Origin of the sequence: Actinoallomurus sp. NPDC052308, from assembly GCF_040679195.1 — a bacterium.
GTDB lineage: Bacteria > Actinomycetota > Actinomycetes > Streptosporangiales > Streptosporangiaceae > Actinoallomurus > Actinoallomurus liliacearum.
In genome coordinates this window covers 132,263-154,476 of record NZ_JBFAUM010000009.1, presented here as the reverse complement: position 1 = coordinate 154,476, position 22,214 = coordinate 132,263, and the positions used below count along the sequence as shown (strand labels likewise).

17 protein-coding genes are annotated in these 22,214 nt (G+C 71.0%); 13 read left to right on the top strand and 4 right to left on the bottom strand.

The window, feature by feature from the left end; genetic code table 11:
• Positions 1 to 158 precede the first annotated feature (158 nt).
• The 4 genes from AB0L00_RS23205 (at position 159) to AB0L00_RS23190 (ending at position 5,528) form a co-directional block, all read left to right on the top strand.
• The gene (locus AB0L00_RS23205; RefSeq protein ID WP_364437702.1) at positions 159 to 917 is read left to right on the top strand and encodes a type 1 glutamine amidotransferase; all 759 of its coding nucleotides are present in this window, start codon (positions 159 to 161) and stop codon (positions 915 to 917) included.
• Positions 918 to 1,123: 206 nt separating this feature from the next.
• Positions 1,124 to 1,915 carry a hypothetical protein gene (locus AB0L00_RS23200; protein WP_364437699.1) on the top strand — a complete coding sequence of 264 codons (792 nt, stop codon included), beginning with the start codon at positions 1,124 to 1,126 and terminating at the stop codon, positions 1,913 to 1,915.
• Positions 1,916 to 2,312: 397 nt separating this feature from the next.
• Positions 2,313 to 4,157 (top strand): arabinofuranosidase catalytic domain-containing protein, encoded by a 1,845-nt coding sequence (locus AB0L00_RS23195; RefSeq protein WP_364437696.1) that lies wholly within the window; start codon positions 2,313 to 2,315, stop codon positions 4,155 to 4,157.
• A 168-nt stretch (positions 4,158 to 4,325) separates the two neighbouring features.
• Entirely contained in the window at positions 4,326 to 5,528 is a 1,203-nt protein-coding gene (locus AB0L00_RS23190) for a cysteine desulfurase-like protein (RefSeq protein WP_364437693.1), read from the top strand.
• 10 nt (positions 5,529 to 5,538) lie between these two features.
• Here AB0L00_RS23190 and AB0L00_RS23185 read toward each other — a convergent pair whose 3' ends face one another.
• On the bottom strand, positions 5,539 to 6,468 hold the full coding sequence (locus tag AB0L00_RS23185; RefSeq protein ID WP_364437690.1) for a glucose-6-phosphate dehydrogenase assembly protein OpcA: 930 nt from the start codon (positions 6,466 to 6,468) through the stop codon (positions 5,539 to 5,541).
• A gap of 414 nt (positions 6,469 to 6,882) precedes the next feature.
• Here AB0L00_RS23185 and AB0L00_RS23180 point away from each other — a divergent pair, with 414 nt between their 5' ends.
• Both AB0L00_RS23180 and AB0L00_RS23175 read left to right on the top strand, forming a co-directional pair.
• Entirely contained in the window at positions 6,883 to 8,247 is a 1,365-nt protein-coding gene (locus AB0L00_RS23180) for a beta-1,3-glucanase family protein (RefSeq protein WP_364437687.1), read from the top strand.
• 89 nt (positions 8,248 to 8,336) lie between these two features.
• Positions 8,337 to 9,764 carry a discoidin domain-containing protein gene (locus tag AB0L00_RS23175; protein ID WP_364437684.1) on the top strand — a complete coding sequence of 476 codons (1,428 nt, stop codon included), beginning with the start codon at positions 8,337 to 8,339 and terminating at the stop codon, positions 9,762 to 9,764.
• Positions 9,765 to 9,817: 53 nt separating this feature from the next.
• Here the strand turns inward: AB0L00_RS23175 and AB0L00_RS23170 are convergent, their stop codons facing one another.
• Positions 9,818 to 10,828, bottom strand: a complete 1,011-nt coding sequence (locus AB0L00_RS23170; RefSeq protein WP_364437681.1) for a LacI family DNA-binding transcriptional regulator — start codon at positions 10,826 to 10,828, stop codon at positions 9,818 to 9,820.
• A gap of 476 nt (positions 10,829 to 11,304) precedes the next feature.
• On the opposite strand from AB0L00_RS23170, the gene AB0L00_RS23165 reads away from it, so the two are divergent.
• Positions 11,305 to 14,859 (top strand): choice-of-anchor D domain-containing protein, encoded by a 3,555-nt coding sequence (locus tag AB0L00_RS23165; protein WP_364437678.1) that lies wholly within the window; start codon positions 11,305 to 11,307, stop codon positions 14,857 to 14,859.
• A 35-nt stretch (positions 14,860 to 14,894) separates the two neighbouring features.
• Here the strand turns inward: AB0L00_RS23165 and AB0L00_RS23160 are convergent, their stop codons facing one another.
• Positions 14,895 to 15,527 carry a TetR/AcrR family transcriptional regulator gene (locus AB0L00_RS23160; protein WP_364437675.1) on the bottom strand — a complete coding sequence of 211 codons (633 nt, stop codon included), beginning with the start codon at positions 15,525 to 15,527 and terminating at the stop codon, positions 14,895 to 14,897.
• Between the two features lie 132 nt (positions 15,528 to 15,659).
• Here AB0L00_RS23160 and AB0L00_RS23155 point away from each other — a divergent pair, with 132 nt between their 5' ends.
• From AB0L00_RS23155 to AB0L00_RS23140, 4 genes are read left to right on the top strand one after another with little or no spacing between them, the layout of a single operon-like run.
• Positions 15,660 to 16,982: a cytochrome P450 gene (locus tag AB0L00_RS23155; RefSeq protein WP_364437672.1), complete on the top strand. Its 1,323-nt coding sequence runs from the start codon at positions 15,660 to 15,662 to the stop codon at positions 16,980 to 16,982.
• Positions 16,979 to 17,179, top strand: coding sequence for a ferredoxin (locus tag AB0L00_RS23150; protein ID WP_364437669.1), 201 nt, complete (start codon positions 16,979 to 16,981; stop codon positions 17,177 to 17,179). Before AB0L00_RS23155 ends, AB0L00_RS23150 begins: the two co-directional genes overlap by 4 nt.
• A gap of 16 nt (positions 17,180 to 17,195) precedes the next feature.
• Positions 17,196 to 17,747: a hypothetical protein gene (locus AB0L00_RS23145; RefSeq protein ID WP_364437666.1), complete on the top strand. Its 552-nt coding sequence runs from the start codon at positions 17,196 to 17,198 to the stop codon at positions 17,745 to 17,747.
• Positions 17,748 to 17,776: 29 nt separating this feature from the next.
• Positions 17,777 to 18,982, top strand: a complete 1,206-nt coding sequence (locus AB0L00_RS23140) for a cytochrome P450 (RefSeq protein ID WP_364437663.1) — start codon at positions 17,777 to 17,779, stop codon at positions 18,980 to 18,982.
• Between the two features lie 66 nt (positions 18,983 to 19,048).
• Here the strand turns inward: AB0L00_RS23140 and AB0L00_RS23135 are convergent, their stop codons facing one another.
• Complete coding sequence (locus tag AB0L00_RS23135; protein ID WP_364437660.1) at positions 19,049 to 20,341, bottom strand: hypothetical protein; 1,293 nt, start codon at positions 20,339 to 20,341, stop codon at positions 19,049 to 19,051.
• A gap of 89 nt (positions 20,342 to 20,430) precedes the next feature.
• On the opposite strand from AB0L00_RS23135, the gene AB0L00_RS23130 reads away from it, so the two are divergent.
• Both AB0L00_RS23130 and AB0L00_RS23125 read left to right on the top strand, forming a co-directional pair.
• On the top strand, positions 20,431 to 21,000 hold the full coding sequence (locus AB0L00_RS23130; protein WP_364437657.1) for a helix-turn-helix domain-containing protein: 570 nt from the start codon (positions 20,431 to 20,433) through the stop codon (positions 20,998 to 21,000).
• Positions 21,001 to 21,010: 10 nt separating this feature from the next.
• On the top strand, positions 21,011 to 22,207 hold the full coding sequence (locus AB0L00_RS23125; protein ID WP_364437654.1) for a cytochrome P450: 1,197 nt from the start codon (positions 21,011 to 21,013) through the stop codon (positions 22,205 to 22,207).
• Positions 22,208 to 22,214: the final 7 nt, after the last annotated feature.

Sequence of the window (22,214 nt, the reverse complement as noted above, 5' to 3'; positions counted from 1 at the left end):
TTTCGGGCGCGAAGTGCCCACTGGTAGTAGATAACTTGCGCCACTACCCTAGAAAAAGTGGAAAAGTACCCCAACTGGCGTGGTCGAATTGGCGAGATCTCGCGTCTCTCCCGGTCACAGCGGGCCGAGCGAGGATGCGACGTCGATAGAGTGCGCCGGTGACTCCCCAGCGATCCCCCCGCGTGCTCGTCATCCAGAACGCGGAGCGCAGCGGACCCGGCCGGCTCCCCGGATGGTGGGAGGAGATGGGGCTCCAGGTCGTGGTGGTCCCCGGCGCCGAGACCCCGGCCACGCCGGAGGGATTCGACGCGGTCGTGCTGCTCGGAGGCGGCTTCCTGCCCGACGACGACCGGCACGCCCCCTGGCTGCCGGTGGAGCGTGCGCTCACCCGGCGCGCGGTGGCCGACGGCGTGCCGCTGCTGGGCATCTGCCTGGGCGCCCAGGTGCTGGCCGCGGTGACCGGAGGCACGGTGCGCGGCGACCACGGCCGGCCGGAGCGCGGGTCATGTGCCGTCTCGCTGCGCCCTGAGGCGGAGACCGACGTCCTGTTCGCCGGGCTGCCTCGCGAGATCCGTGTCATCCAGAACCACCGGGACCAGATCACCGAGCTGCCCCCGGGCGTCGTACGGCTCGCCGAGAGCGAAGCCTGTCCGGTGCAGGCGTTCCGGGTGGGGGAGCGGGCCTGGGGCGTGCAGTTCCACCCTGAGGCCGGCGCCGATCGCCTCGATCACTGGGACGAAGCGGCCCTCGCCGATGCCGGACTCGACCTCCGGGCGCTCCGCGCCGAGGCCGAGAAGGCCGAGCCGCAGTCGGCGCGGAACGCGAAACGCCTCGCGGCCAACTTCGCCGAACTCGTACGCCGGGCCGCCGGCGGCCCCTCCGATCGCCTCGTCGACGTCGGCGGCGACCTGCCGTAGGGCGCTCGTCGATCGCGCCCCGCGGCGTGGCGGGGCGGACCGATAGAACGAGCCTATAGGAGGCTAGTTTAGCCACATATTACCTATTAATAGTGTTATGCGCTGATTAGAGAGGGATGATGGCAATTACGACTGCCCCGAGTTAGTCAATCCAGGGCTGTCGTGTTTCGGGCTCTATGCCATTCCGATCCAAAGGAGGCGCGACTGTGTCGAGGAAAGCGTCCGTTTGCGGCCTGGCGGCCGCGGCAGTGGCGAGTGGTCTCCTCCTGGCCTCGCCTGCACACGCCCAGACGCCTACGACGACCCCGGCCGGCGGGCAGGTCACGTCCGCCACGGCGGGGGACCTCAGCTCCGTCCTGCCCGGTCAGGATGACCGGCGGAGCCGCGAGCGCATGCGCAGGGAACGCCAGATGCGCCGGGAACGCGAGATGCGCCGGGAACGCGCGATGCGCAGGGAGGAACGCCTGCGCGGCCGGGAATTCCCGCGTGAACGCGGCGTCACCAGAGAGTTCCCGCGTGAGCGCGGGACCGTCAGGGAGTTCCCCCGCGAGCGCGGCGGCGTGTCCGCGACCACCGGCCGGGTCCGCGCGACCACCGGCGGCGAGGAGCGCGGTCGGCCGGAGTTCCCGCGCGAGCGCGGCATCACCGAGAGGGGACGCCTCGGGCCGGAGGAGCGCGGCCGGCTGGAGATTCCGCGTGAGCGCGGCATGACCCAGTCTCAGCGGCAGGCCCAGTCCCAGAGCCAGCGGGCGCGGGGCGGCCTGGAGGAGCGCGGCATGACCCAGTCCCAGCGGCAGGCCCAGTCCCAGAGCCAGCAGGCGCGGGGCGGCCTGGAAGAGCGCGGCCGACTGGAGATCCCGCGCGAGCGCGGCATCACCGAGAGGGGACGCCTCGGCCCGGAGGAGCGCGGCCGAGAGGAGATTCCGCGTGAGCGCGGCATGACCCAGTCCCAGTCGCAGGAGCAGTCCCAGTCTCAGGGCCAGGGCCTGGAGGACTAGGAAACGCGACCGAGACCGAGTGACCAGGGGAGTCCCGAAGCGGTATCCGATCCCCTGCGATTCGAGGGCACAGGCGCCGCCTGTGCCCTCGTCCTCTGCGAGACCCGCGCGGTTCTGCGCCGCCGGGCGATAGTCATGACCTATCTCCGGCCCGAGAGCGGCCCCGCTCATCCCCGCCTTCCTCGACCGCGCCGGGAGGTCGGCGCCCCGTTCGAATGGGCGTGAAATCAACGGATTTCAACACCACGATCGGCTTATTCCAACAAGGTCGCCAATGTATTGACGCGATCGACCAGACTGCTTACTGTCACGTCAACATCTAGATGTCCCCGCCATCGAGTCTGCCGCGCCGGCACCGCAGACGATTCGCTCTCCTTCGCCCCTGGAGCCGTCCGCTATGCGCAGACACCGCCCCGCCCTGGGCAGACGCGTCCTGCCATCCATCGGCACGATCATCGTCCTCATCCTCGGCCTGTCCGGCCTGACCGGTACGGCGCGGGCCGCCACCTCCCTGCCGTGCGACATCTACGGCGCCGCCGGCACGCCCTGCGTCGCCGCGCACAGCACCGTGCGCGCCCTGTTCGGCGGGTATTCGGGCCCGCTTTACCAGGTGACCCGCGCCTCCGACCACGCCACGCACGACGTGGGCGTGCTGTCGGCGGGCGGCTACGCGGACGCGGCCGATCATGACGCGTTCTGCAACGGTACGACGTGCAGCATCACGAAGATCTACGACCAGACGTCGCGGCACAACGACCTGACGCCCTCCCCGGCGGGCACGGCCGGCACCGGCGCCGACTCACCCGCCGACGCGAGCGAGATCGCGGTCACCGCCGGTGGCCACAAGGTGTACGGCGTCTGGATCTCCCCGCAGCACGGCTACCGGCACGCCGTCGGGTCCGGTGTCGCGCAGAACGGGCAGCCCGAGGGGATGTACATGGTCGCCAGCGGCACGCATGTCGGATCCGCGTGCTGCTTCGACTACGGCAACGCCGAAGCGGTCCCCTCCGACACCGGCAACGGTCACATGGACGCCGTCAGCATCGCGACGACCTGTTACTTCACGCCGTGCACGGGCTCGGGCCCGTGGGTGGAGGCGGACCTGGAGAACGGGATGTTCCAGGGCGCCAACGGCTCCAACACCGCGAATCTCGGCAACAACAGCACCTATGTGACCGCGCTGCTGAAGAACAACGGTCAGACGACGTACGCCCTGAAGGGCGGCAACGCGCAGTCCGGCGGCCTGTCGACGTGGTGGAACGGCGCGCTGCCGAACCGCGGCGGCTACATCCCGATGCACCAGGAGGGCTCGATCATCCTGGGCACCGGCGGGGACAACAGCAACTGGAACATGGGCACGTTCTTCGAAGGCGTGATGACCTCGGGCTACCCGACCGACGCCGCCGACAACGCGGTGCAGGCGAACATCGTCTCGGTCGGCTACTCCGGCCAGACGAACGTGCCGAACGGTCCGCAGGGCACGATCACCGGTCCGGGCGGCAAGTGCGTCGACGTCATCGCCGACGACACCGGGGCGAACGGTTCCGGGGTCGACCTCTGGGACTGCCAGTCGTACGCCGAGGACCAGCACTGGGAGCACTTCGCGGACAACTCGCTGCGCACCCTCGGCCGCTGCCTGGACGTCACCGGCAACGGCACCGCGAACGGCGTGCAGGTGGAGCTGTGGGACTGCAACGGAGACGGCGCCCAGGTCTGGCTGCAGCAGGCCGATGGTTCGCTGCGCAACCCGCAGTCCGGACGCTGCCTGGACTCGCCGAGCGGATCCACGGCGAACGGCACGCGGTTGCAGATCTATGACTGCAACGGCTCCGCCGCGCAGAAGTTCGCGGTGAACGGCGGCGGTGCGATCGTCGGTCCGGGCGGCAAGTGCGCCGACGTTCTCGGCGATGACTCCGGCGCGAACGGCACCGCGGTGAACATCTGGGACTGCCAGTCGTACGCCGGGGACCAGCACTGGGTTCACCTGTCCAGCGGTGCCCTGCGCACCCTCGGCCGGTGCCTGGACATCAACGGCAACGGAACCGCGAACGGCACGCAGGTGGAACTGTGGGACTGCAACGGCGTGGGCGGTCAGGTCTGGCAGCAGCAGGCCGATGGTTCGCTGCGCAACCCGCAGTCCGGGCGCTGTCTCGACTCGCCGAGCGGATCCACGGCGAACGGCACGCGGTTGCAGATCTATGACTGCAACGGCTCCGCCGCGCAGAAGTTCGCGCTGAGCTAGGCGCCGCCAGGGCGAGGCCCGCCGATCCGGCGGGCCTCGCCTGAACGCCGTAACGATCCGGCGGGCACCGTCGAAACGCCGCAAAAGGTTCCGAACGGCTCTTCCGGGGCGGATCGCGGACGCGAGAGGCTGATGGCGTCAACGCCGGGCGAAACGGATGGAGCACCCATGGCCCTGGACGTCAGGTCGGTCCGCGCGGCGTATCCCGCGCTGCGGGACGGCTACGCCTACCTCGACGGCGCCGCCGGGACGCAGGTCCCGGAGGCGGTGATCGAGGCCATCGCGGCGGCGTACCGGGCCGGGATCGGCAACGTCGGGGGCGCCTTCCCGGCGAGCGAACGATCCGACGCGATCGTCGCGGGCGCCCGCCAGGCCGTCGCCGACCTGGTCGGCGGCGACCCGCGCGGTGTCGTCCTCGGACCGAACATGACGACGCTGACCTACCGGTTCGCCGCCGCGCTGGCGCGCGCCTGGCGTCCGGGCGACGAGATCGTCGTCTCCCGCCTGGACCACGACGCCAACGTCCGGCCGTGGGTGCAGGCGGCCGAACGCGCCGGAGCGACGGTGCGGTGGGCCGAGGTCGATCTCCCCTCGGGCGAGTTGCCGGCCGAGCAGTACGACGCCCTGCTCGGCGAGCGGACCCGGCTGGTGGCGGTGACCGCCGCGAGCAACGTGCTCGGCACCATGCCCGACGTCGCGGCGATCACCAAGCGGGCGCACGAGGCCGGCGCGCTGACCTACGTCGACGGAGTGCACGCCACCCCGCACACGCCGGTCGACGTGGCCGCCCTCGGCGCGGACTTCTACGCCACCAGCGCCTACAAGTGGTCCGGCCCGCACGTCGGGGCGGCCGTCGCGGCGCCGGACCTCCTGGAGACCGTCCGTCCGGACAAGCTGGCCTCCTCATCGGACGCCGTCCCGGCACGGTTCGAGACCGGTACGGCGGCCTTCGCCGACCTGGCGGGCGTCAGCGCCGCCGTCGACCACCTCGCCGGACTCGACGCGGAGGCCACCGGTGATCGGCGGCAGCGGCTGCTCGCGTCGATGGCGTCGGTCGAACGGCACGAACAGGCCGGGCTCGCCCGCCTGCTCGACGGCCTCGCCGCCCAGCCGCACGTCCGCCTCCTGGGCGGCCCGCGGCGCCGTACCGCCACCGTGTACTTCACCGTTCAGGGGTACACGCCACGCTACGTGGCCGAACACCTTGCCGCGCGGAGGATCAACGTCTGGAACGGGCACAACTACGCGTGGGAGGTCACGGCCGCCCTGGGCATCCGCGACCATGGCGGCGCCGTACGTGCCGGGCTCGTCCACTACAACGACCGTTCCGACGTGGACCGCCTCATCGCCGGGGTGTCGGAGCTGCGCTGAAAGGCGCCCGTCAGAAGATCATGCGGTCGGGGCCGCGGGTACCTTTCGCGTACCGGGTGACCGCCTCCTTGAAGACCTTGTCCGGGTCGAGGTGGCGGAGTTCCTCGGCGATGAGCTCCGCCGTCGGCCGCCGGTGCAGGGCGACCTGACGGTCCGGCTGGTCGGGCCGGGACAGGATCGCGATCCTGCCGTCCGGGCGGGTCACCGCGATCTGACCGGACCTGGTGGACAGTCGTACGGCGGTGATGCCGGGCCCGTAGGTGGAGCACACCTCACAGGGCACGGACAGCCGGGCGGCGAGCCAGCCGCCGAGCAGTTCGGCGCTCGGGTTGCCGGGCTCGGCCTCGACCTCGGCCGCGGTGATGGCGGTGTCCGGCGCCCCGTCGAGGATGGCCGCCAGCAGCGACCGCCACGGTGTGATGCGCGTCCAGCACAGGTCGGTGTCGCCGGGGGAGTAGGCCGCCGCGAGCCGCCGGAGTGCGTCGAGCGGGTCCGCGGCGCCGGTGGCGTCGGTGACCCGGCGCTGCGCCATCGCTCCGAGCGGGTCGCTGCTCGGCCGTTCGGGCGCGGTGCCCGGCCACCAGATCACGACCGGCGCGTCGGGCACCAGCAAGGGCAGCACCACGGAGTCGGCGTGCTGGGCGACCTCGCCGTACAACCGCAGCAGCACGGTCTCCCCGGGGCCGGTCTCGCCCAGGCGCACCTCGGCGTCGAGCCGGGCCTCCTCCGCGGTGCGGCGCGGGATGACGCCCAGGATCCGGCAGGGGTTCTCCCGGGCCGCCTGGGTCGACGCGCGCACCGCGTCGTACTGCGCCGCCTCATCCGTCACGATGACGAGGGTCAGCACCTTGCCGGTGGCCGCCCCGCCCATCCGGTGCCGGGTGGTCGTCAGCGTGGCCTGGATCTTACGGGTGTCGGCGTCAGCGAGCTCGATGATCATTGTGGAGTCGCCTCCCGCCTCGTCACGGGCCGCTCTCGCCTGCTACGCCTTCCATTCTCCCGGTCCCGGGAACCGCGCGGACACCGGGCCTCGGTTACGTCCCGGCGTCGGGAGGATTTCGCCGAAGTTTCACCGGCCCAATGGTGGGGCGGACAACAAATCGCCTGGCCAGCGCATATGCCCGGTGGGCCGGGTGGTCGGACGGCGGTGCTGTTACCGAAATGTTACATCCTGACTCTCTTGACTGGTGTGGCAAACAGGGCCAACGTCTCTCTCTGAGAGCGCTCTCAGGAAACATTCCCGCCGGTTTCCGACGGCATCCGTCGGGCCGTAACCCCCCGCCTTGGCGCGGTGCCGTTCGGGCCCGCCCCCGCCGGCCCCGCGCCATCTCCCTCCACACGAAAGGGAGCCTGTATGCACTCCGTTCCCCGCTCGGCGGCACGCCGCCGCACACCGCTGCACGTTCTGGCCGCCGTCTGCGCCGGGTTGACGCTTCTCGCCGGCTGCCTCCTCGCGGCCACCCCGCGGTCGGCCCGGGCGGCCGCCTGCGGTGGCACCAACGTGGCGCTGAACCGTCCGGCGACCGCGTCCTCCACCGAGAACTCCGGCACGCCCGCCACGGCCGCCGTGGACGGGAACACCGGCACGCGCTGGTCCAGCGCCTTCAGCGACCCGCAGTGGCTGCAGATCGACCTGGGCTCGTCGCAGCAGATCTGCCAGGTGACGCTCACCTGGGAGGCGGCGTACGGGAAGGCCTTCCAGATTCAGGTGTCCGACAACCCCAGCGCCGGCTGGACCACCATCTACAGCACCACGACCGGCACCGGCGGCACCCAGACGCTGAGCGTCACCGGCACCGGGCGCTACATCCGGATGTACGGCACCGCCCGCGGCACCCAGTACGGCTACTCGCTCTGGGAGTTCGCGGTCTACAGCGGGAGCACGACGACGCCACCGCCGGACTCCTTCTGGGGCGACACGAGCGGCATCCCGGCCGCCCAGAACGTCCTGATGTTCAAGATCCTGAACCGGACGAACGGCAAGTACCCCGACAGTCAGGTCTACTGGAGCTGGAACGGGCAGACGCACTCGATCGCCGAGCAGCCGTACATCGACATGCCCGCGAACTCCGCCGGCCGGATGTACTTCTACCTCGGCTCGCCGACCAGCCAGTACCGCGACTTCATCGAGTTCACGATCGGTTCGGCGGTGTTCAACGGCAACACCACGCGCGTCGACGGGTTCGGCCTGAAGCTGGCCCTGCGCCTGCACGCCAAGGACGGGTACGACACGCAGGTGGGAGAGGACCAGGCGACGTTCGCCGAGGACCGCGCGGCGACCTTCCAGCGGTTCCAGAACGAGGTGCCGACCGAGTTCAAACACCTGGCCACGGTGCAGGCCCCGTACTACATCCCCGCCCCGGGCAGTGACAGCGCGTTCCGGGCCGGCGGTCAGTACGCGAACTACTTCACGAGCTACGCCCAGTCGGTCGGTGTCAACGAGAGCACCTCGAACATCACCGGCTGCGCGGGCTCACTGGCGAGCAACCCGAACATGTGCGCCGCGCTGAACCGCCACGTCGCCCAGCTGCCCCAGTCGCAGTGGTCCGACCCCACCCAGTACTACAAGGCGGCTCCGGCCAACTACTACGCCAAGTTCTGGCACGACCACGCCATCGACCACCTGGCCTACGGCTTCCCCTACGACGACGTCGCCGGCCAGTCCTCGTTCATCTCCCACGGAAACCCGCAGTACCTGCTCGTCGCCGTCGGCTGGTGACCAAGCCGCTCCCCGAACCACAACGGTGACCCCCGCCCACCAACGGGGGCGTACGGCCCGCCCCGTACGCCCCCGGTGAAGGAGCACACATGAATCTCGAACGGCACGTGAGACACCGCCGCGAGGCGCCCCCGGCCACCGGCCGCGCCGCGTGGAAGGGCCGCCTCAGGGCCGCGGCCGGGGCGCTCGTCCTCGCCGTCGGCCTGATCACCCCCGCCGCCACCGCCGTGCCCGCCACCGCCGCGTCCGCCACCGCCACGCCGGCCGGGGCGAGCGCCGCCGCGCCCGCCGCCGTACCGGCGCCGCCCGCGGGCTTCAGCCTGACCTGGAGCGACGACTTCACCGGCGCGAGCGGCAGCGGTATGAACACCGGGACCTGGAAGTACGACACCGGACCGGGCAGCAGCTTCGGCACCGGCGAGATCGAGACGATGACCAACAGCACGGCCAACGTCTACCAGGACGGCGCCGGACACCTCGTCCTCAAGGCCCTGCACTCGGGCTCGGACCCGCGCGCCGGCTGGACGTCCGGCCGGATCGAGACCCAGGCCGCGACGTTCGGCGCCCCCGCGGGCGGCGTCGTGATGATGCAGGCCTCGATCCAGCAGCCGAACGTGACCACGGCGAACGGCGCCGGGTACTGGCCGGCCTTCTGGATGCTCGGCTCGACGCTGCGCAGCGGCACGCCGTGGCCGACCTCGGGTGAGGTCGACATCCTGGAGGACATCAACGGCCGGAGCTCGGTGTTCGGCACCCTGCACTGCGGCACCAACCCCGGCGGGCCGTGCAACGAGTCGACCGGCATCGGCAGCGGGGAGCGCGCGTGCTCCGGCTGCCAGACCGGGTACCACACCTACGCCGTGCAGATCGACCGGTCCGTCTCGCCGGAACAGATCCGCTGGTACCTCGACGGCAACAACTACTTCACGTTGAGCGCGAACCGCGTGGACGCCACGACGTGGGCGAACGCCGTCGACCACCCCTTCTTCATCATCTTCGACCTCGCGATGGGCGGCGGCTTTCCGGACGCCTTCGGCGGCGGTCCCAACTCCGCGACCGTGTCCGGCGGCCAGCTGAACGTCGACTACGTGGCCGTCTACAACAAGGCGCCCGGCGGTGGCGGCGGGACCGGCACGAACCTGTCCCAGGGGAGGCCGACGACCGCCTCCTCGACCGAGGCGCCGGGTACCGCCGCGGCGAACGCCACGGACGGCGACACCTCGTCCCGCTGGTCCAGCGCTTTCAGCGACCCGCAGTGGCTCCAGGTCGACCTGGGCGCGGTGCACCAGCTCAGCCACGTCGTGCTGAACTGGGAGGCCGCCTACGGCAAGGCGTTCCAGATCCAGACGTCCAACGACGGCTCGAACTGGACCCCCGTCTACTCGACCAGCAGCGGCACCGGAGGCGTGCAGGACGTGAGCGTCTCCGGCTCCGGCCGCTACGTGCGGATGTACGGGACTCAGCGGGGGACTCCGTACGGCTACTCGCTCTGGGAGTTCCAGGTCTTCGGATCCTGACCCCCGGGCCCGCGGCCTGAGGGGTGTCCGGACACGGATTCACCGGACACCCCTCAGGCCGACTCCCGGACGACCAGCTCGGTGGGCAGGGTGACGACGGGCTCGATCTCCGCACCGCCCACCAGGCTCAGCAACTGGCGTGCCATCCGGCGGCCGATCTCGAGGATCGGCTGCCGGACGGTCGTCAACGGCGGGTCGGTGTCCCGCGCCAGGTCGGCGTCGTCGAAGCCGATGACCGCGACATCGTCCGGCACCCGGCGGCCCGCCCGCCGCAACGTCTCCAGCGCGCCGCCGGCCATCAGGTCCGACGCGGCGAAGACCGCGTCGAGCTCCGGTTCGGCCGCGAGCAGCCGCCGCATCGCCTCCGCGCCGGAGCCGTGGGTGAAGTCGCCGACCTCCACGATGGGCGGCCGCCCCTCCTCCCGCAGAGCCTCCCGGTAGCCGGCCAGCCGGTCGATCCCCGCGACCATGTCCGGCGGACCGGCGATCGTGGCGATCCGGCGCCGTCCCGAGCCGAGCAGGTGGCGCACCGCCGCGACCGCGCCGCCGTGGTTGTCCACGCCGACGTACGGGACGGAGACGGTGCCGAGGGGGCGTTCGTTGCACACGACGGGGATCCCGATCCGGGTCAGCACGGCGGGGAGCGGATCGGCGCCGTGCAGCGAGGAGAGCATCACTCCGTCGACGTGGCGGGCGGCCACCGACCGCTCGATCCGGTCGTGGCTCGCGGCCGATCCGGCCAGCATCAGCACGAGCTGCTTGTCCGCCGCCTCCAGTTCCTGGCTGATCCCCTGGACGAGACCGGCGAAGAAGCGGTCGGCGGAGAACACGCGGGTCGTCGGCTCGGGCACCACCAGCGCGAACAGGTCGGTGCGCCGGGTCATCAGGGTCCGCGCGGCGTGGTTCGGCACGTAGCCCAGCTCCTCGATGGCGCGGCGCACCGACTCCTCGCTCGCCCGCGTCACGGACAGGCCGTTCACCACGCGGGACACCGTCGCCCGCGATACACCCGCCCGAGCCGCGACGCTCTCCAGCGTCGGCCGCTCGCCCCCTGGCCGCCCCATACGGAAATCCCCTCTCTGCCGAGCGCGTGCGCCGCCCGCCGGTGCCGGCGCACGCGACGTGGTCATCGTCGTGACCACCGGTGACGGCCGTCAACCCACGGCAGCGCGAATCGGCCGCCGGTGAAAGCACCAGGTGGGAGGGGGTCGTTCCGATCGCCGGTCCGGCCGGCCCCGTACGGCGGGAAGCGGGCATCCACGAGAGGACCGCACATCGAGTTTTTTCGCGTTACTGATTGGAAGATGCAGGTATTTGTCTGGATATTGCGCTTGTGTGTCACGGGAGTTACCTTCCCTGTAACACGCTCCACCCCGCCTCAGCCCCGCCCCGTCACGGCCCTCGATCTGGATCGCCCCAACCCGCCGGCGTCCGCACTCGTCCGTGCGGCGGCCTCCGGTGCCCGGCTCCCGCCGCAGCGTGCGCGCGGGGCCTCTCCAGGTCCGTGACCTTCCGGGGCCTCACCGAGAGTGAGCCGTACATGTCCGATCAGTACGCGAGACGCCGAACCCGTCTCGGCGCCCTCCTCAGCGGCCTGCTCGTCGCCGCCGGCCTCGTCCTGCTGTCGGCCGGGCCCGCCGACGCGGCCGCGAGCGGCGGCGTCGGCGCGACACTGCCGTACGTCGAGGTCCAGGCGGAGAACGCCACGACCAACGGCACGGTCATCGGCCCGAGCGCGGCCTACAACACGCTGCCCGCCGAGGCCTCCTACCGCAAGGCCGTGACCCTGCAGGGCAGCGGCAAGTACGTCGAGTTCACCACCCCGGTCGCCACGAACTCGATCGTCTTCCGCTACAGCATCCCGGACAGTTCCAACGGCTCGGTCTACACGGCCCCGCTGTCCTTCTACGTCAACGGGACCAAGCAGAGCGACTTCACGCTGACCAACGCGTACAGCTGGTACTACGGCGGTTATCCGTTCACGAACACGCCGGGGAGCAACCCGCACCACTTCTACGACGAGGCGCACCGTCTCTTCCCGACCACCTACCCGGCGGGCACGAAGTTCCGGCTGCAGGTCGACGCGGGGAACACCGCCTCCTCCTACACGATCGACTTCGCCGACTTCGAGAACGTCTCGGGAGCCCTGTCCCAGCCGTCCGGCTCGGTCTCGGTGACCGGCAAGGGCGCCGACCCGACCGGCAACGCGGACTCCACCGCGGCGTTCAACGCGGCGATCTCCGCGGCGGGGGCCGGTGGCACCGTCTGGATCCCCGAGGGCACCTTCAAGATCCCGGGCCACCTCGTCCTCGACAACGTCACGATCAAGGGCGCGGGCATGTGGCACTCGACGATCGTCGGCGCGGCCCCCGGCTTCTACGGCAACTACGCGCCGAACGGCAGCAGCGGCGTCCACCTCGCGGACTTCGCCATCTTCGGCGACGTCCAGGAGCGCAACGACGGCGCCCAGGTCAACGGCATCGGCGGCGCGCTCAGCAACTCCACCGTCGACCGGATCTGGATCGAGCACGAGAAGGTCGGCGCCTGGATGGACGGGCCCATGACCAACCTCGTCTTCAGCGGCATGCGGATCCGCGACACGACGGCGGACGGCGTCAACTTCCACGACGGCGTGACCGCCTCGAAGGTGACCAACAGCGACCTGCGCAACCTCGGTGACGACGGCCTGGCGACCTGGTCCGACACCAACGCCGACGCGAACGACTCGTTCGACCACGACACCGTGCAGTACCCGATCCTCGCCAACGGCATCGCCATCTACGGCGGCCACGACAACACCGTCGCCGACAACCGGGTCATCGACGCCGGCCTCACCCAGGGCGGCGGCATCCACGTCGCGCAGCGCTTCAGCTCGACCCCGCTGGGCCGCACCGACGTGCTGCGCAACACGATCATCCGTTCGGGCAGTCTCGACCCGAACTGGAACTTCGGCGTCGGCGCGCTGTGGTTCGACGCGCGGGACGCGGCGATGAGCGGTCAGGTCAACGTCGACGACATCCTCATCCAGCAGAGCCCGTTCGAGGCGATCCAGTTCGTCTCGGGCTCCAGCATCACCAACGTCTCCATCAACAACGCGACGATCCAGAACACCGGGACCTGGGTCGTGCAGGAGCAGGTCGGCGGCTCGGCCAAGATCACCAACAGCACCGCCACCGGAACGCAGGCGCCCGCGCCGATCTACAACTGCGGCGTCGGCTTCACCCTGACCGATGGGGGCGGCAACTCCGGTGTCGTCGGCTCGACGGCATGCCAGAACATCACCAACCCCACCTTCCCGCCGTACCTGCCGGACAACGGATCGCTGATCTCCATCAGCCCCACCGCCCTCGGCTTCGGCAGTGTGGCGACCGGCTCCACGAGCGCCGCGCAGAACGTGACCGTCACCAACAGCGGCACCGCCGCCGCCCCGGTCGGCTCGATCACCACGAGCGGTGACTTCAGCCAGACCAACACCTGCGGCAGCTCGATCGCGGCGGGCGCGTCCTGCACGGTCGGCGTCAAGTTCAGCCCGACCGCGACAGGCTCGCGCACCGGCAACCTGAGCATCACGGCGTCCGGGATCACCAACACCGTCCCGCTGTCCGGCACGGGCGTCGCGCCCGGGCCGATCCTCAGCCCGAACCCGGCGAGCCTGAGCTTCCCCGGCACGCTCGTCGGCCAGTCGTCGGCGACGCAGGCCGTCACGGTCACCAACACGGGCACGACGTCGGCCACCGTGTCGGGCGTCAGCGCGAGCGGCGACTACACCCAGACCAACAACTGCTCGACCCTGGCGGTCGGCGCGTCCTGCACGGTGACCGTGAAGTTCACCCCGTCCGCGTCCGGCACCCGTACGGGCAACGTCACGATCACCAGTAACGCCAACAACAGCCCGACGACGGTCGCCCTGACCGGCAGCGGCATCGGCACCGACACCAACCTCGCCCGCGGCCGGACGGCCACGGCGAGCAGCGAGGTGAACGGCACGCAGACCGCCTCGACCGCGACCGACGGCGACGCCAACACGTACTGGGAGAGCGCGAACGGCTCGTGGCCGCAGTGGCTGCAGGTCGACCTCGGCGCCGCCTACAGCATCGGGAAGGTCACGCTGAAGCTGCCGCCGTCCTCGGCCTGGGGCACGCGCACGCAGACCCTGTCGGTGCTGACCGGTACCGACGGCTCGAGCTTCGGCACCGCCGTGGGCTCCGCGACGTACACGTTCACCTCGCCGACGAACGTGGTGAACATCCCGGTGCCGGCCACGAACGCCCGGTACGTCCGCGTCAACTTCACCGCCAACTCCGGCTGGAACGCCGCTCAGGCCTCCGAGCTCGAGGTCTACCCGAGCGGGAGCTCGTCCGGCGGCTCCGCGACGCTCAGCGCCGCCCCGACGTCGCTGAGCTTCGGGAGCCAGGCGGTGAACACGACCAGCGCGGCGAAGGCCGTGACGATCACGAACACCGGCTCGGCGGCGGCGTCGCTGTCGTCGGTCGTGGCCACCGGCGACTACTCGATGACGAACAACTGCGGCAGCTCCCTTTCGGCCGGCGCGTCCTGCACCGCGAACGTGAGCTTCCGTCCGACGGCGTCCGGTACGCGCACCGGCACGCTGACCGTCAACAGCAACGCGACCAACAGCCCGACGACCGTCGCGCTGACCGGAACCGGTACGGGCGGCACGGCCACCGACCTCGCGGCGGGCAAGCCCACCGGCGAGTCCAGCCACAACGACGTCTACCCGTCGAGCAACGTCACCGACGGCAACCAGGACACCTACTGGGAGAGCGCCAACAACGCCTTCCCGCAGTGGGTCCAGGTCGACCTCGGCTCCGCGCAGAGCGCCGACCGGATCGTCCTGCAACTGCCGGCGTCCTGGGGCGCGCGCACCCAGACGCTGTCCGTCCTCGGCAGTACGGACGGGAGTAACTTCACCACGCTCAAGTCGTCCGCCGCCTACACCTTCGACCCCGCGAGCAACAACACGGTGACCATCCCGATCACCGCGACCACCCAGCGGTACTTCCGGGTCAACGTCACCGCGAACACCGGCTGGCCGGCCGGCCAGATCTCCAGCCTCCAGGTCTGGAACGGCTGACCCGACGAGACGCGGGGTGGCTCCCGGCCCGGGAGTCACCCCGCGTACCGCACCCTGTCCTCGGGACGAACGGCGGCGGCGAACGCGGGGATCAGCCAGCGGCGGAGGAAGGGCCGTGGGTCCTCGGCGGCCGTCCACCGGTGCTGCGGGCCGGGGATGTAGGAGTGCAGCAGGCGTAGCAGGAACTCGGCCAGACCGCTCAGTTCCGCGTCGTCGTACCCGTGCGCCGGCCAGTCGATCGAGAGGCGTTCCAGCAGCTCACGGGTGAGGCGGATGGCGACCGGCGACAGCATCTCGGCGCCGAAGCTGGCCGTGCGGCCGGTGGCCAGCAGCAGGCCCACGTGCGGCTCGACGGGCACCCGCTCGATGGTGAACGCCAGGGCCTCGATGAGGATGTCGGCGGGCTCGGTGAACGGCGCGACGTGCGCGATCAGCCGGTCGGTGAACTCATCGGCGGCGGCCAGCGAGGTGGCTTTGATCAGCTCTTCGATGTTGCGGTAGTACCGGTAGATCGTCGCGCGGGTGACCCCGAGCTCCTCGGCGACGTCGGTGAGGCCGGTCTTGCGGGCGCCGTACCGGTCCACGCAGCGGGCGGTCGCGTCGATGATGCGCCGGCGCGCATCATCGTCACTCTTCGGCGGATCGCCCCGCCACCCGTGCGTGCGCATGGCCCCATTTCACCAGACCGGCCGGAACCGCGTCGATCACGTCACTCGGCCTTGACAGTACATGTTTTCAGAATATGTACTCTCGTATGCCGGGCAGTCCCGTACGGGGGAGAAGCGAGCCCTGGAGTCGTGATGAAGACCGTTTCCGGAGGTCCCGACCATCTCGAGGAGTTGCGCACCGACCCGATCGCCCTGATGCGCCGCGTACGGGAGGAGTGCGGCGACGTCGGCCGGTTCATACTGGCGGGCCGGCCGGTCGCCCTGCTGTCCGGCGCGGAGGCCAACGAGTTCTTCTTCCGGGCCCCGGAGGAGGACCTCGACCAGGCCGAGGCCTATCCGTTCATGACGCCGATCTTCGGCGAGGGCGTGGTCTTCGACGCCACGCCGGAGCAGCGCCGCGAGGCCCTGCACAACCAGGCCCTCAAGGGCGCGTACTTAAAGGGGCATGCCGCCACCATCGCCGCCGAGGTCGAGCGCATGGTCGCCCCCTGGGGCGAGTCGGGGCGGATCGACCTGCTCGACTGGTTCGCCGAGTTGACCATCTACACCTCGTCCGCGTGCCTGATCGGCAAGAAGTTCCGCGACCGGCTCGACCGGCGCTTCGCCGAGCTCTACCACGACCTCGAGCGCGGCACCGATGCCATCGCCTACGTCGACCCGTACGCGGACATCGAGAGCTTCCGCCGCCGCGACCGCGCGCGGCTCGCCCTGGTCGAGTCGGTGCGGCAGATCATGGACTCGCGACCGTCGCGACCGCCGCGCGAGGACCGCGACCTGCTCGACGTGCTGATGTCGATACGCGAGCCGGACGGCACGCCGAAGTTCACCGCGGACCAGGTCACCGGGATGTTCATCTCAATGATGTTCGCGGGCCACCACACCAGCTCGGGCACCGCGGCCTGGACGCTGATCGAGCTGCTGCGCCACCCGGACGTCATGCGGGACGTGGTCGCCGAGCTCGACGACCTGTACGCGGACGGCTCGGAGATCAGCTTCCAGGCGCTCCGGGAGATCCCCCGGCTGGAATCGGCGATCAAGGAGGCGCTGCGGCTGCACCCGCCGCTGATCCTCCTGCTGCGGGTGGCGAAGACCGAGCAGCGGGTCCTCGGCGAGACGATCCCGGCCGGGACGATGGTCGGCTGCTCGGTGGCGGTCTCGAACCGCATCCCGGCCGACTTCCCCGACCCCGACGCCTTCCGGCCGGAACGGTACGGGAAGGGCCGCGAGGAGGACCTGGTCAACCGGTGGACGTGGGTGCCGTTCGGCGCCGGGCGGCACCGGTGCGTGGGCGCCGGCTTCGCGATGATCCAGCTCAAGGCGATCTTCTCGGTGCTGCTGCGCGACTGGGAGTTCGAGCTCACCCAGGATCCCGGCTCGTACCGGAACGACCACAGCAAGATGGTCGTCCAGCTCGCCCGGCCGTGTGCCGTCACCTACCGGAAGAGGCGTTCGTGAGGATCGAGGTCGACCTGGATCTGTGCCAGGGCCACGCGATGTGCGAGCTGGAGGCGCCTGACCTGTTCGCGGTCGAGCGCCGGGGCAGGGTCCGCCTGCTGGATCCGGAGCCTCCCGAGGACGCCCGCGCCGAGGCCGAGGCGGCCGTGCGGTACTGCCCCACCGGAGCCCTCACCCTCAAGCCCACCACGCCCTGACACCGAGGAGGTCAGCATGGCGGGTCACTCCCGCGACGAGCTGGACGACATGGTCCGGCACTGGCTCGAGACCAACCGGCGCTGCGAGGAGATCGGCGACTGGCGCCCGCTCGCCGACCTGTACACCGAGGACGCGACGTACGGCTGGAACGTCGGCTCCGACCAGGACTTCATGGCCGTCGGGCGCGAGGAGATCCGCGAACTGGCCCTCGGCAGTGAGATGGGCGGCCTGGACGGCTGGTCCTACCCGTACCAGAGCATCCTCATCGACGAGCGCAAGGGCGAGGTCGTCGGGTTCTGGAGGCAGGTCGCCGACGCGCGCCGTTCCGACGGCGGCCCGTACGAGGTCGCGGGGATCGGCGGTAGCTGGTTCCGGTACGCGGGGGACCGGCAGTGGTGCTGGCAGCGGGACTGGTTCGATCTCGGCAACGTCACCTCCCTCTTCGTCGAGATGATGAAGGCGGACGCCCTGTCGGACGGCATGCGCAGACGCCTGGACCGCGCCGCCGCGGGCGGGCCGATCCCCGGCTACTACAAGCGCGGCCAGACCCCCGTGCCCCTTTGGTGAGCCGATTCCCCGGGCCCAGGAGGACGTCCATGCCCGAACAGCCCGTCAACGACGCCATCAACCTGACCAGCGGCGACTTCTGGGGCCGCAACCCCCACGCGGAACTGCGCTGGATGCGGGAGAACGCACCCGTCTACTGGGACCCGAACAGCCGGACGTGGGGCGTCGCGAGCTACGCCGACGTCAAGTCCGTCTCCCGCCGGCCGGACGTCTTCTGCAGTGGTGAGGGCATCCGCCCGGACACCTCCAACCTGCCGATGATGATCGACATGGACGATCCCGAGCACAAGCTCAGGCGGAAGCTCGTCAGCGCCGGATTCACCCCACGGCGGGTCGCGGCGCAGCGGGAGTACCTGCGGCGGATCTGCGACGAGATCATCGACTCCGTGTGCGAGAGCGGCGAGTGCGACTTCGTGCACGACATCGCCGCGCAGCTCCCGCTGATCGTCATCGGCGACGCGCTCGGTTTCCCGCGTGAGGAGCGCGAGTCGCTGCTCACCTGGTCCGACGACATGCTGCGCGCCCTCACGGGCGGCGACGATCCCGGGCTGCTGGAGCACGCCACCCGGGCGTTCACGGGCTTCACCGAGTTCGCGTCGAGCACCATCGCCGACCGGCGCGCCTGCCCGCGCGACGACCTCATCAGCGTGCTGATCAACGCGACGGTGAACGGCGAGCGCCTCGACCACGAGTCGCTCATCCAGGAGTCCCTGCTCATCCTGATCGGCGGGGACGAGACCACCCGGCATGTCATCTCCGGCGGCGCGTGGCAGCTTTTCCTCCATCCCGAGCAGCGGCAGAAGCTGGTCGACGAGCCGGCGCTGATCCCGACCGCCGTGGAGGAGATGCTCCGCTGGGTCTCGCCGATCAAGAACATGGCGCGCACCGCGACGCGCGACACCGTGCTGCACGATCGGCGCGTCGCCGAGGGCGACAAACTCCTCCTGCTGTACCCGAGCGCGAACCGGGACCCGCGGGTCTTCGCCGACCCGGACGTCTTCGACGTCACGCGCACGCCGAACGAGCACCTCGCCTTCGGGAACGGCCCGCACTTCTGCCTGGGCAACAGCCTCGCGCGGCTGGAGCTGACCGTCCTGTTCGAGCGGCTGCTCATCCGCCTGCCGGACCTGGAGCCCCTCAGCCGGGACGAGCCCGCCCACCGGCCCGCGAACTTCGTGTCCGGGTACGAGGCCATGCCGGTGCGCTTCACGCCCGTACGCCGCTCGGCCGCGTGACCCTCGGCGCGTCAGCATGTCCGCGTGCGGCTCACCGCGTCAGCCTGACCCGTGAGCCGCACCGCGTCAGCCGCGCAGCGGGCGGCGCGCGCGGAACCGGAAGGCCGCGCCGGTGCTGAGTCTGGTGAGCCCGACCTCGGGCGGTTCGGGCGCGGGCTCGGCGCCCGGTTCCACCGCGATCTCGAAGGCCACCCTCTCGCCCGCGCGTACGGCGGTGTGCCGTACCCGCGCCCGTGGCTCGCCGCCCCGCACGAGCGCGCCGAACGCCGCCGGACCGTGTCGCTCGTCCTCCAGTGGTGCCAGCCAGGTACGCCCGTCGGGCTCGGCGGTCAGCGGGCACTCGCGCAGCGCGACCCGCAGGCGGTCCGGCGCGAGCCGTTCGCAGGCGATGTCGGTGTAGCCGACGGGCGCCAGCATCGGGTGCACCCGCAGCAGCCGGACGACGCCCTCGACCCCGCCGCCGACGCGTAGCGCGCGCCGCAGCCGCCCCGAGGTCAGCGCGCCGAGGCCGGCGAGCATGCGCGGCGTGAAGGAGCGGGCGACGTCGGGGCCGAGGCGCTGTTCGACGGCGATCAGGAAGCTGCGGAACAGCAGGTGGCTCTGGATCGCGACCTCCCCGAGCGCGACCCGCAGGGCGGTGTGCGACAGATCCTCGAACTGGAAGCCCGGGTCGAACGGCCCGCCGTAGTCGGGCCGGCCACCGGGCTCGGCGTCCTCGGCCGGCGGGGGCGCGGGCAGGGTCACGTTCGCCGCCAGCGACGCCTGGACGAGCGGCAGGTTCGGGTGCGGGCGTGCCGGGGGACCGTCGTCGTCGACGAAGACGGTCCACCGGCAGTGCGGCCACCGGTCGGCGGGGACCCGCGGCGGCCGGTGCACCGGGCGCACCTTGGCGTGCGGGTTGACCGCGCCCGCCGTCGCGTCGAAGGTCGGGTCCTCGATGGTGTGGCACATCCCGCGTACGAAGTCCTCGCCCATCGGCTCCACGTCCAGCAGCGCACCGCACGAGGCGAGGAAGAACTCGCCCTTCGCCGCGTCGTGCAGCCGGTAGCGGAAGTCGAGGAACTGGTGCGGCGCGCCGATGTCGAGCTGCATGTTCTTGAAGATGACGTCGACGCCGGTGCCGCCGAAGCCCAGCGCGCGCTGCACCCGCAGCGCGTACACCGGGCTCGCCGCCATCCACTCGTCGATCGCGACCTGCTGCATCGTCTCCCGGTCGACGTGCTCGAGCAGCAGCGGCATGCCGATCCGGTCCTGCAGGTGCCCGTGCAGCAGCCACTCCCGGCCCAGCACGCACAGCTCCTGCCGGCCGAGCCGGTCGATCGTGAAGGTGCGGTCGGACTCCTGCGCCTCTTCCGCCATCCCGGGCTCCCGTGTTGAGCGAACGCTTGGTCAAATTACCAGCCGCGAGACCTTGTACGCCATCACTTACCGAACTAGTGTCTGGACACATGTCCAGTGACGCGATGACGGAGGCGACCCGGCGGCGGCTGACCGACCGCCAGGCCGACACGGTGCGCCGGCTGACCGACGCGGCGGTCGAGGAGGTCCGCCGGACCGGCGTCGACGGGCTGACCGTCCGCAACGTCGCGCGCCGCGCCGGGGTCGCGCCCGCCACCGCGTACACCTACTTCACGTCGAAGAACCACCTGATCGCCGAGGTGTTCTGGCGGCGACTGAACACACTGCCGCCGGTCGACCCCGCGCGGGAAGGACCGCGAGAGCGGGTGATCGAGGTGCTGCGGGAGATCACCTTCCTGGTCTCCGACGAACCCGAGCTCGCCGCCGCCTGCACGACCGCGCTGCTCGGCACCGACCCCGACGTGCGGGAACTGCGCGGGCGCATCGGCGTGCTCATCCGCCGCCGCCTCCAGGACGCGCTTTCCCCGGAGGCCGACGAACGGGTGCTGGGCGCGCTGGAGTTCGCCTACGCGGGCGCCCTCGTCCACGCCGGCATGGGTTACACGTCCTACGCGCAGATCGCCGACCGGCTCGCCGAAGTGGCCGGACTCCTGCTGTGAGGTGACCACCGTGGCCTCTACCCTCGAGGTCTCCTACAACCCCTACGACTACGCGATCCACGAAGACCCCTATCCGGCGTACGCGCGGCTGCGCGCGCACGCTCCGCTCTACCGCAACGACGAGCTCGACTTCTGGGCGATCTCCCGCCACGCCGACGTGGCCGCCGCCTTCCGCGACCACGAGCGGTTCTCCAGTGCGAACGGCGTCTCCCTCGATCCGAGCGCGTGGGGCCCGGCCGCGCACCGGACCATGTCCTTCCTGGCCATGGATCCGCCCACCCACACGCGGATGCGGTCCCTGGTCTCGAAGGGCTTCACGCCGCGCCGCGTACGCGAGCTCGAAGACGACATCCTGCGGCTGACCCGCCGCCACCTCGAACCCGCGCTGGCCAGGGGCGAGTTCGACGTGGTCGCCGACTTCGCCGGCCGGCTCCCGATGGACGTCATCTCGGAGCTGATGGGCATCCCGCAGGCCGACCGCGACGAGTTACGGCGGCTCGCGGACCTCGTGGTCCACCGCGAGGAGGGCCTGGGCGACGTGCCGCCCGCCGGCATGGAGGCCGCGCTCACGCTGGCCGTGTACTACCAGGACCTGGTCGCCGAACGCCGCCGCAGGCCGGGCGCCGACCTGACCTCCGCGCTGCTGGCCGCCGAGGAGGGCGGTGACCGGCTGAGCGAGCAGGAGATCATCGCCTTTCTCTTCCTCATGGTCGTGGCGGGCAACGAGACCACGACCAAGCTGCTCGCCAACGCGCTCTACTGGGGCCGGCGGAACCCCGCGCAGCTCGCCAAGCCGCTGGCCGACCCCGCGCGGGTCGTCGCCTGGCGGGAGGAGACGCTGCGGTACGACACGTCCAGCCAGATGATCGTCCGTACCGTCGCCCGGGACACCGAGCTGTACGGCCGCGTCGTGCCGGCGGGCGCGCGGATGCTGCTGCTCGTGGGCTCGGCCAACCGCGATCCGTCGGTCTTCCCCGACCCCGACACCTACGACCTGGAGCGCGACACCTCCGCGCTGATCAGCTTCGGCGGCGGCCGTCACTTCTGCCTGGGCGCCAACCTGGCACGCCTCGAGGCGCGGATCGCCTTGACCGAGTTCGTGCGCCGCGTGCGCGAGTACGAGATCGACGCCGCGAACGCGGTGCGCGTGCACTCGATCAACGTACGGGGGTTCGCCGCCCTGCCCATCGCGGTGACCCTGCGCTGACGTCCAC

Bases quoted from the DNA above. Each gene is read 5' to 3' on its own strand.
- AB0L00_RS23195 (WP_364437696.1), top strand. From the start codon at position 2,313: ATGCGCAGACACCGCCCCGCCCTGGGCAGACGCGTCCTGCCATCCATC.
- AB0L00_RS23190 (WP_364437693.1), top strand. From the start codon at position 4,326: ATGGCCCTGGACGTCAGGTCGGTCCGCGCGGCGTATCCCGCGCTGCGG.
- AB0L00_RS23185 (WP_364437690.1), bottom strand. From the start codon at position 6,468: ATGATCATCGAGCTCGCTGACGCCGACACCCGTAAGATCCAGGCCACG.
- AB0L00_RS23180 (WP_364437687.1), top strand. From the start codon at position 6,883: ATGCACTCCGTTCCCCGCTCGGCGGCACGCCGCCGCACACCGCTGCAC.
- AB0L00_RS23175 (WP_364437684.1), top strand. From the start codon at position 8,337: ATGAATCTCGAACGGCACGTGAGACACCGCCGCGAGGCGCCCCCGGCC.
- AB0L00_RS23170 (WP_364437681.1), bottom strand. From the start codon at position 10,828: ATGGGGCGGCCAGGGGGCGAGCGGCCGACGCTGGAGAGCGTCGCGGCT.
- AB0L00_RS23165 (WP_364437678.1), top strand. From the start codon at position 11,305: ATGTCCGATCAGTACGCGAGACGCCGAACCCGTCTCGGCGCCCTCCTC.
- AB0L00_RS23160 (WP_364437675.1), bottom strand. From the start codon at position 15,527: ATGCGCACGCACGGGTGGCGGGGCGATCCGCCGAAGAGTGACGATGAT.
- AB0L00_RS23155 (WP_364437672.1), top strand. From the start codon at position 15,660: ATGAAGACCGTTTCCGGAGGTCCCGACCATCTCGAGGAGTTGCGCACC.
- AB0L00_RS23145 (WP_364437666.1), top strand. From the start codon at position 17,196: ATGGCGGGTCACTCCCGCGACGAGCTGGACGACATGGTCCGGCACTGG.
- AB0L00_RS23140 (WP_364437663.1), top strand. From the start codon at position 17,777: ATGCCCGAACAGCCCGTCAACGACGCCATCAACCTGACCAGCGGCGAC.
- AB0L00_RS23135 (WP_364437660.1), bottom strand. From the start codon at position 20,341: ATGGCGGAAGAGGCGCAGGAGTCCGACCGCACCTTCACGATCGACCGG.
- AB0L00_RS23130 (WP_364437657.1), top strand. From the start codon at position 20,431: ATGTCCAGTGACGCGATGACGGAGGCGACCCGGCGGCGGCTGACCGAC.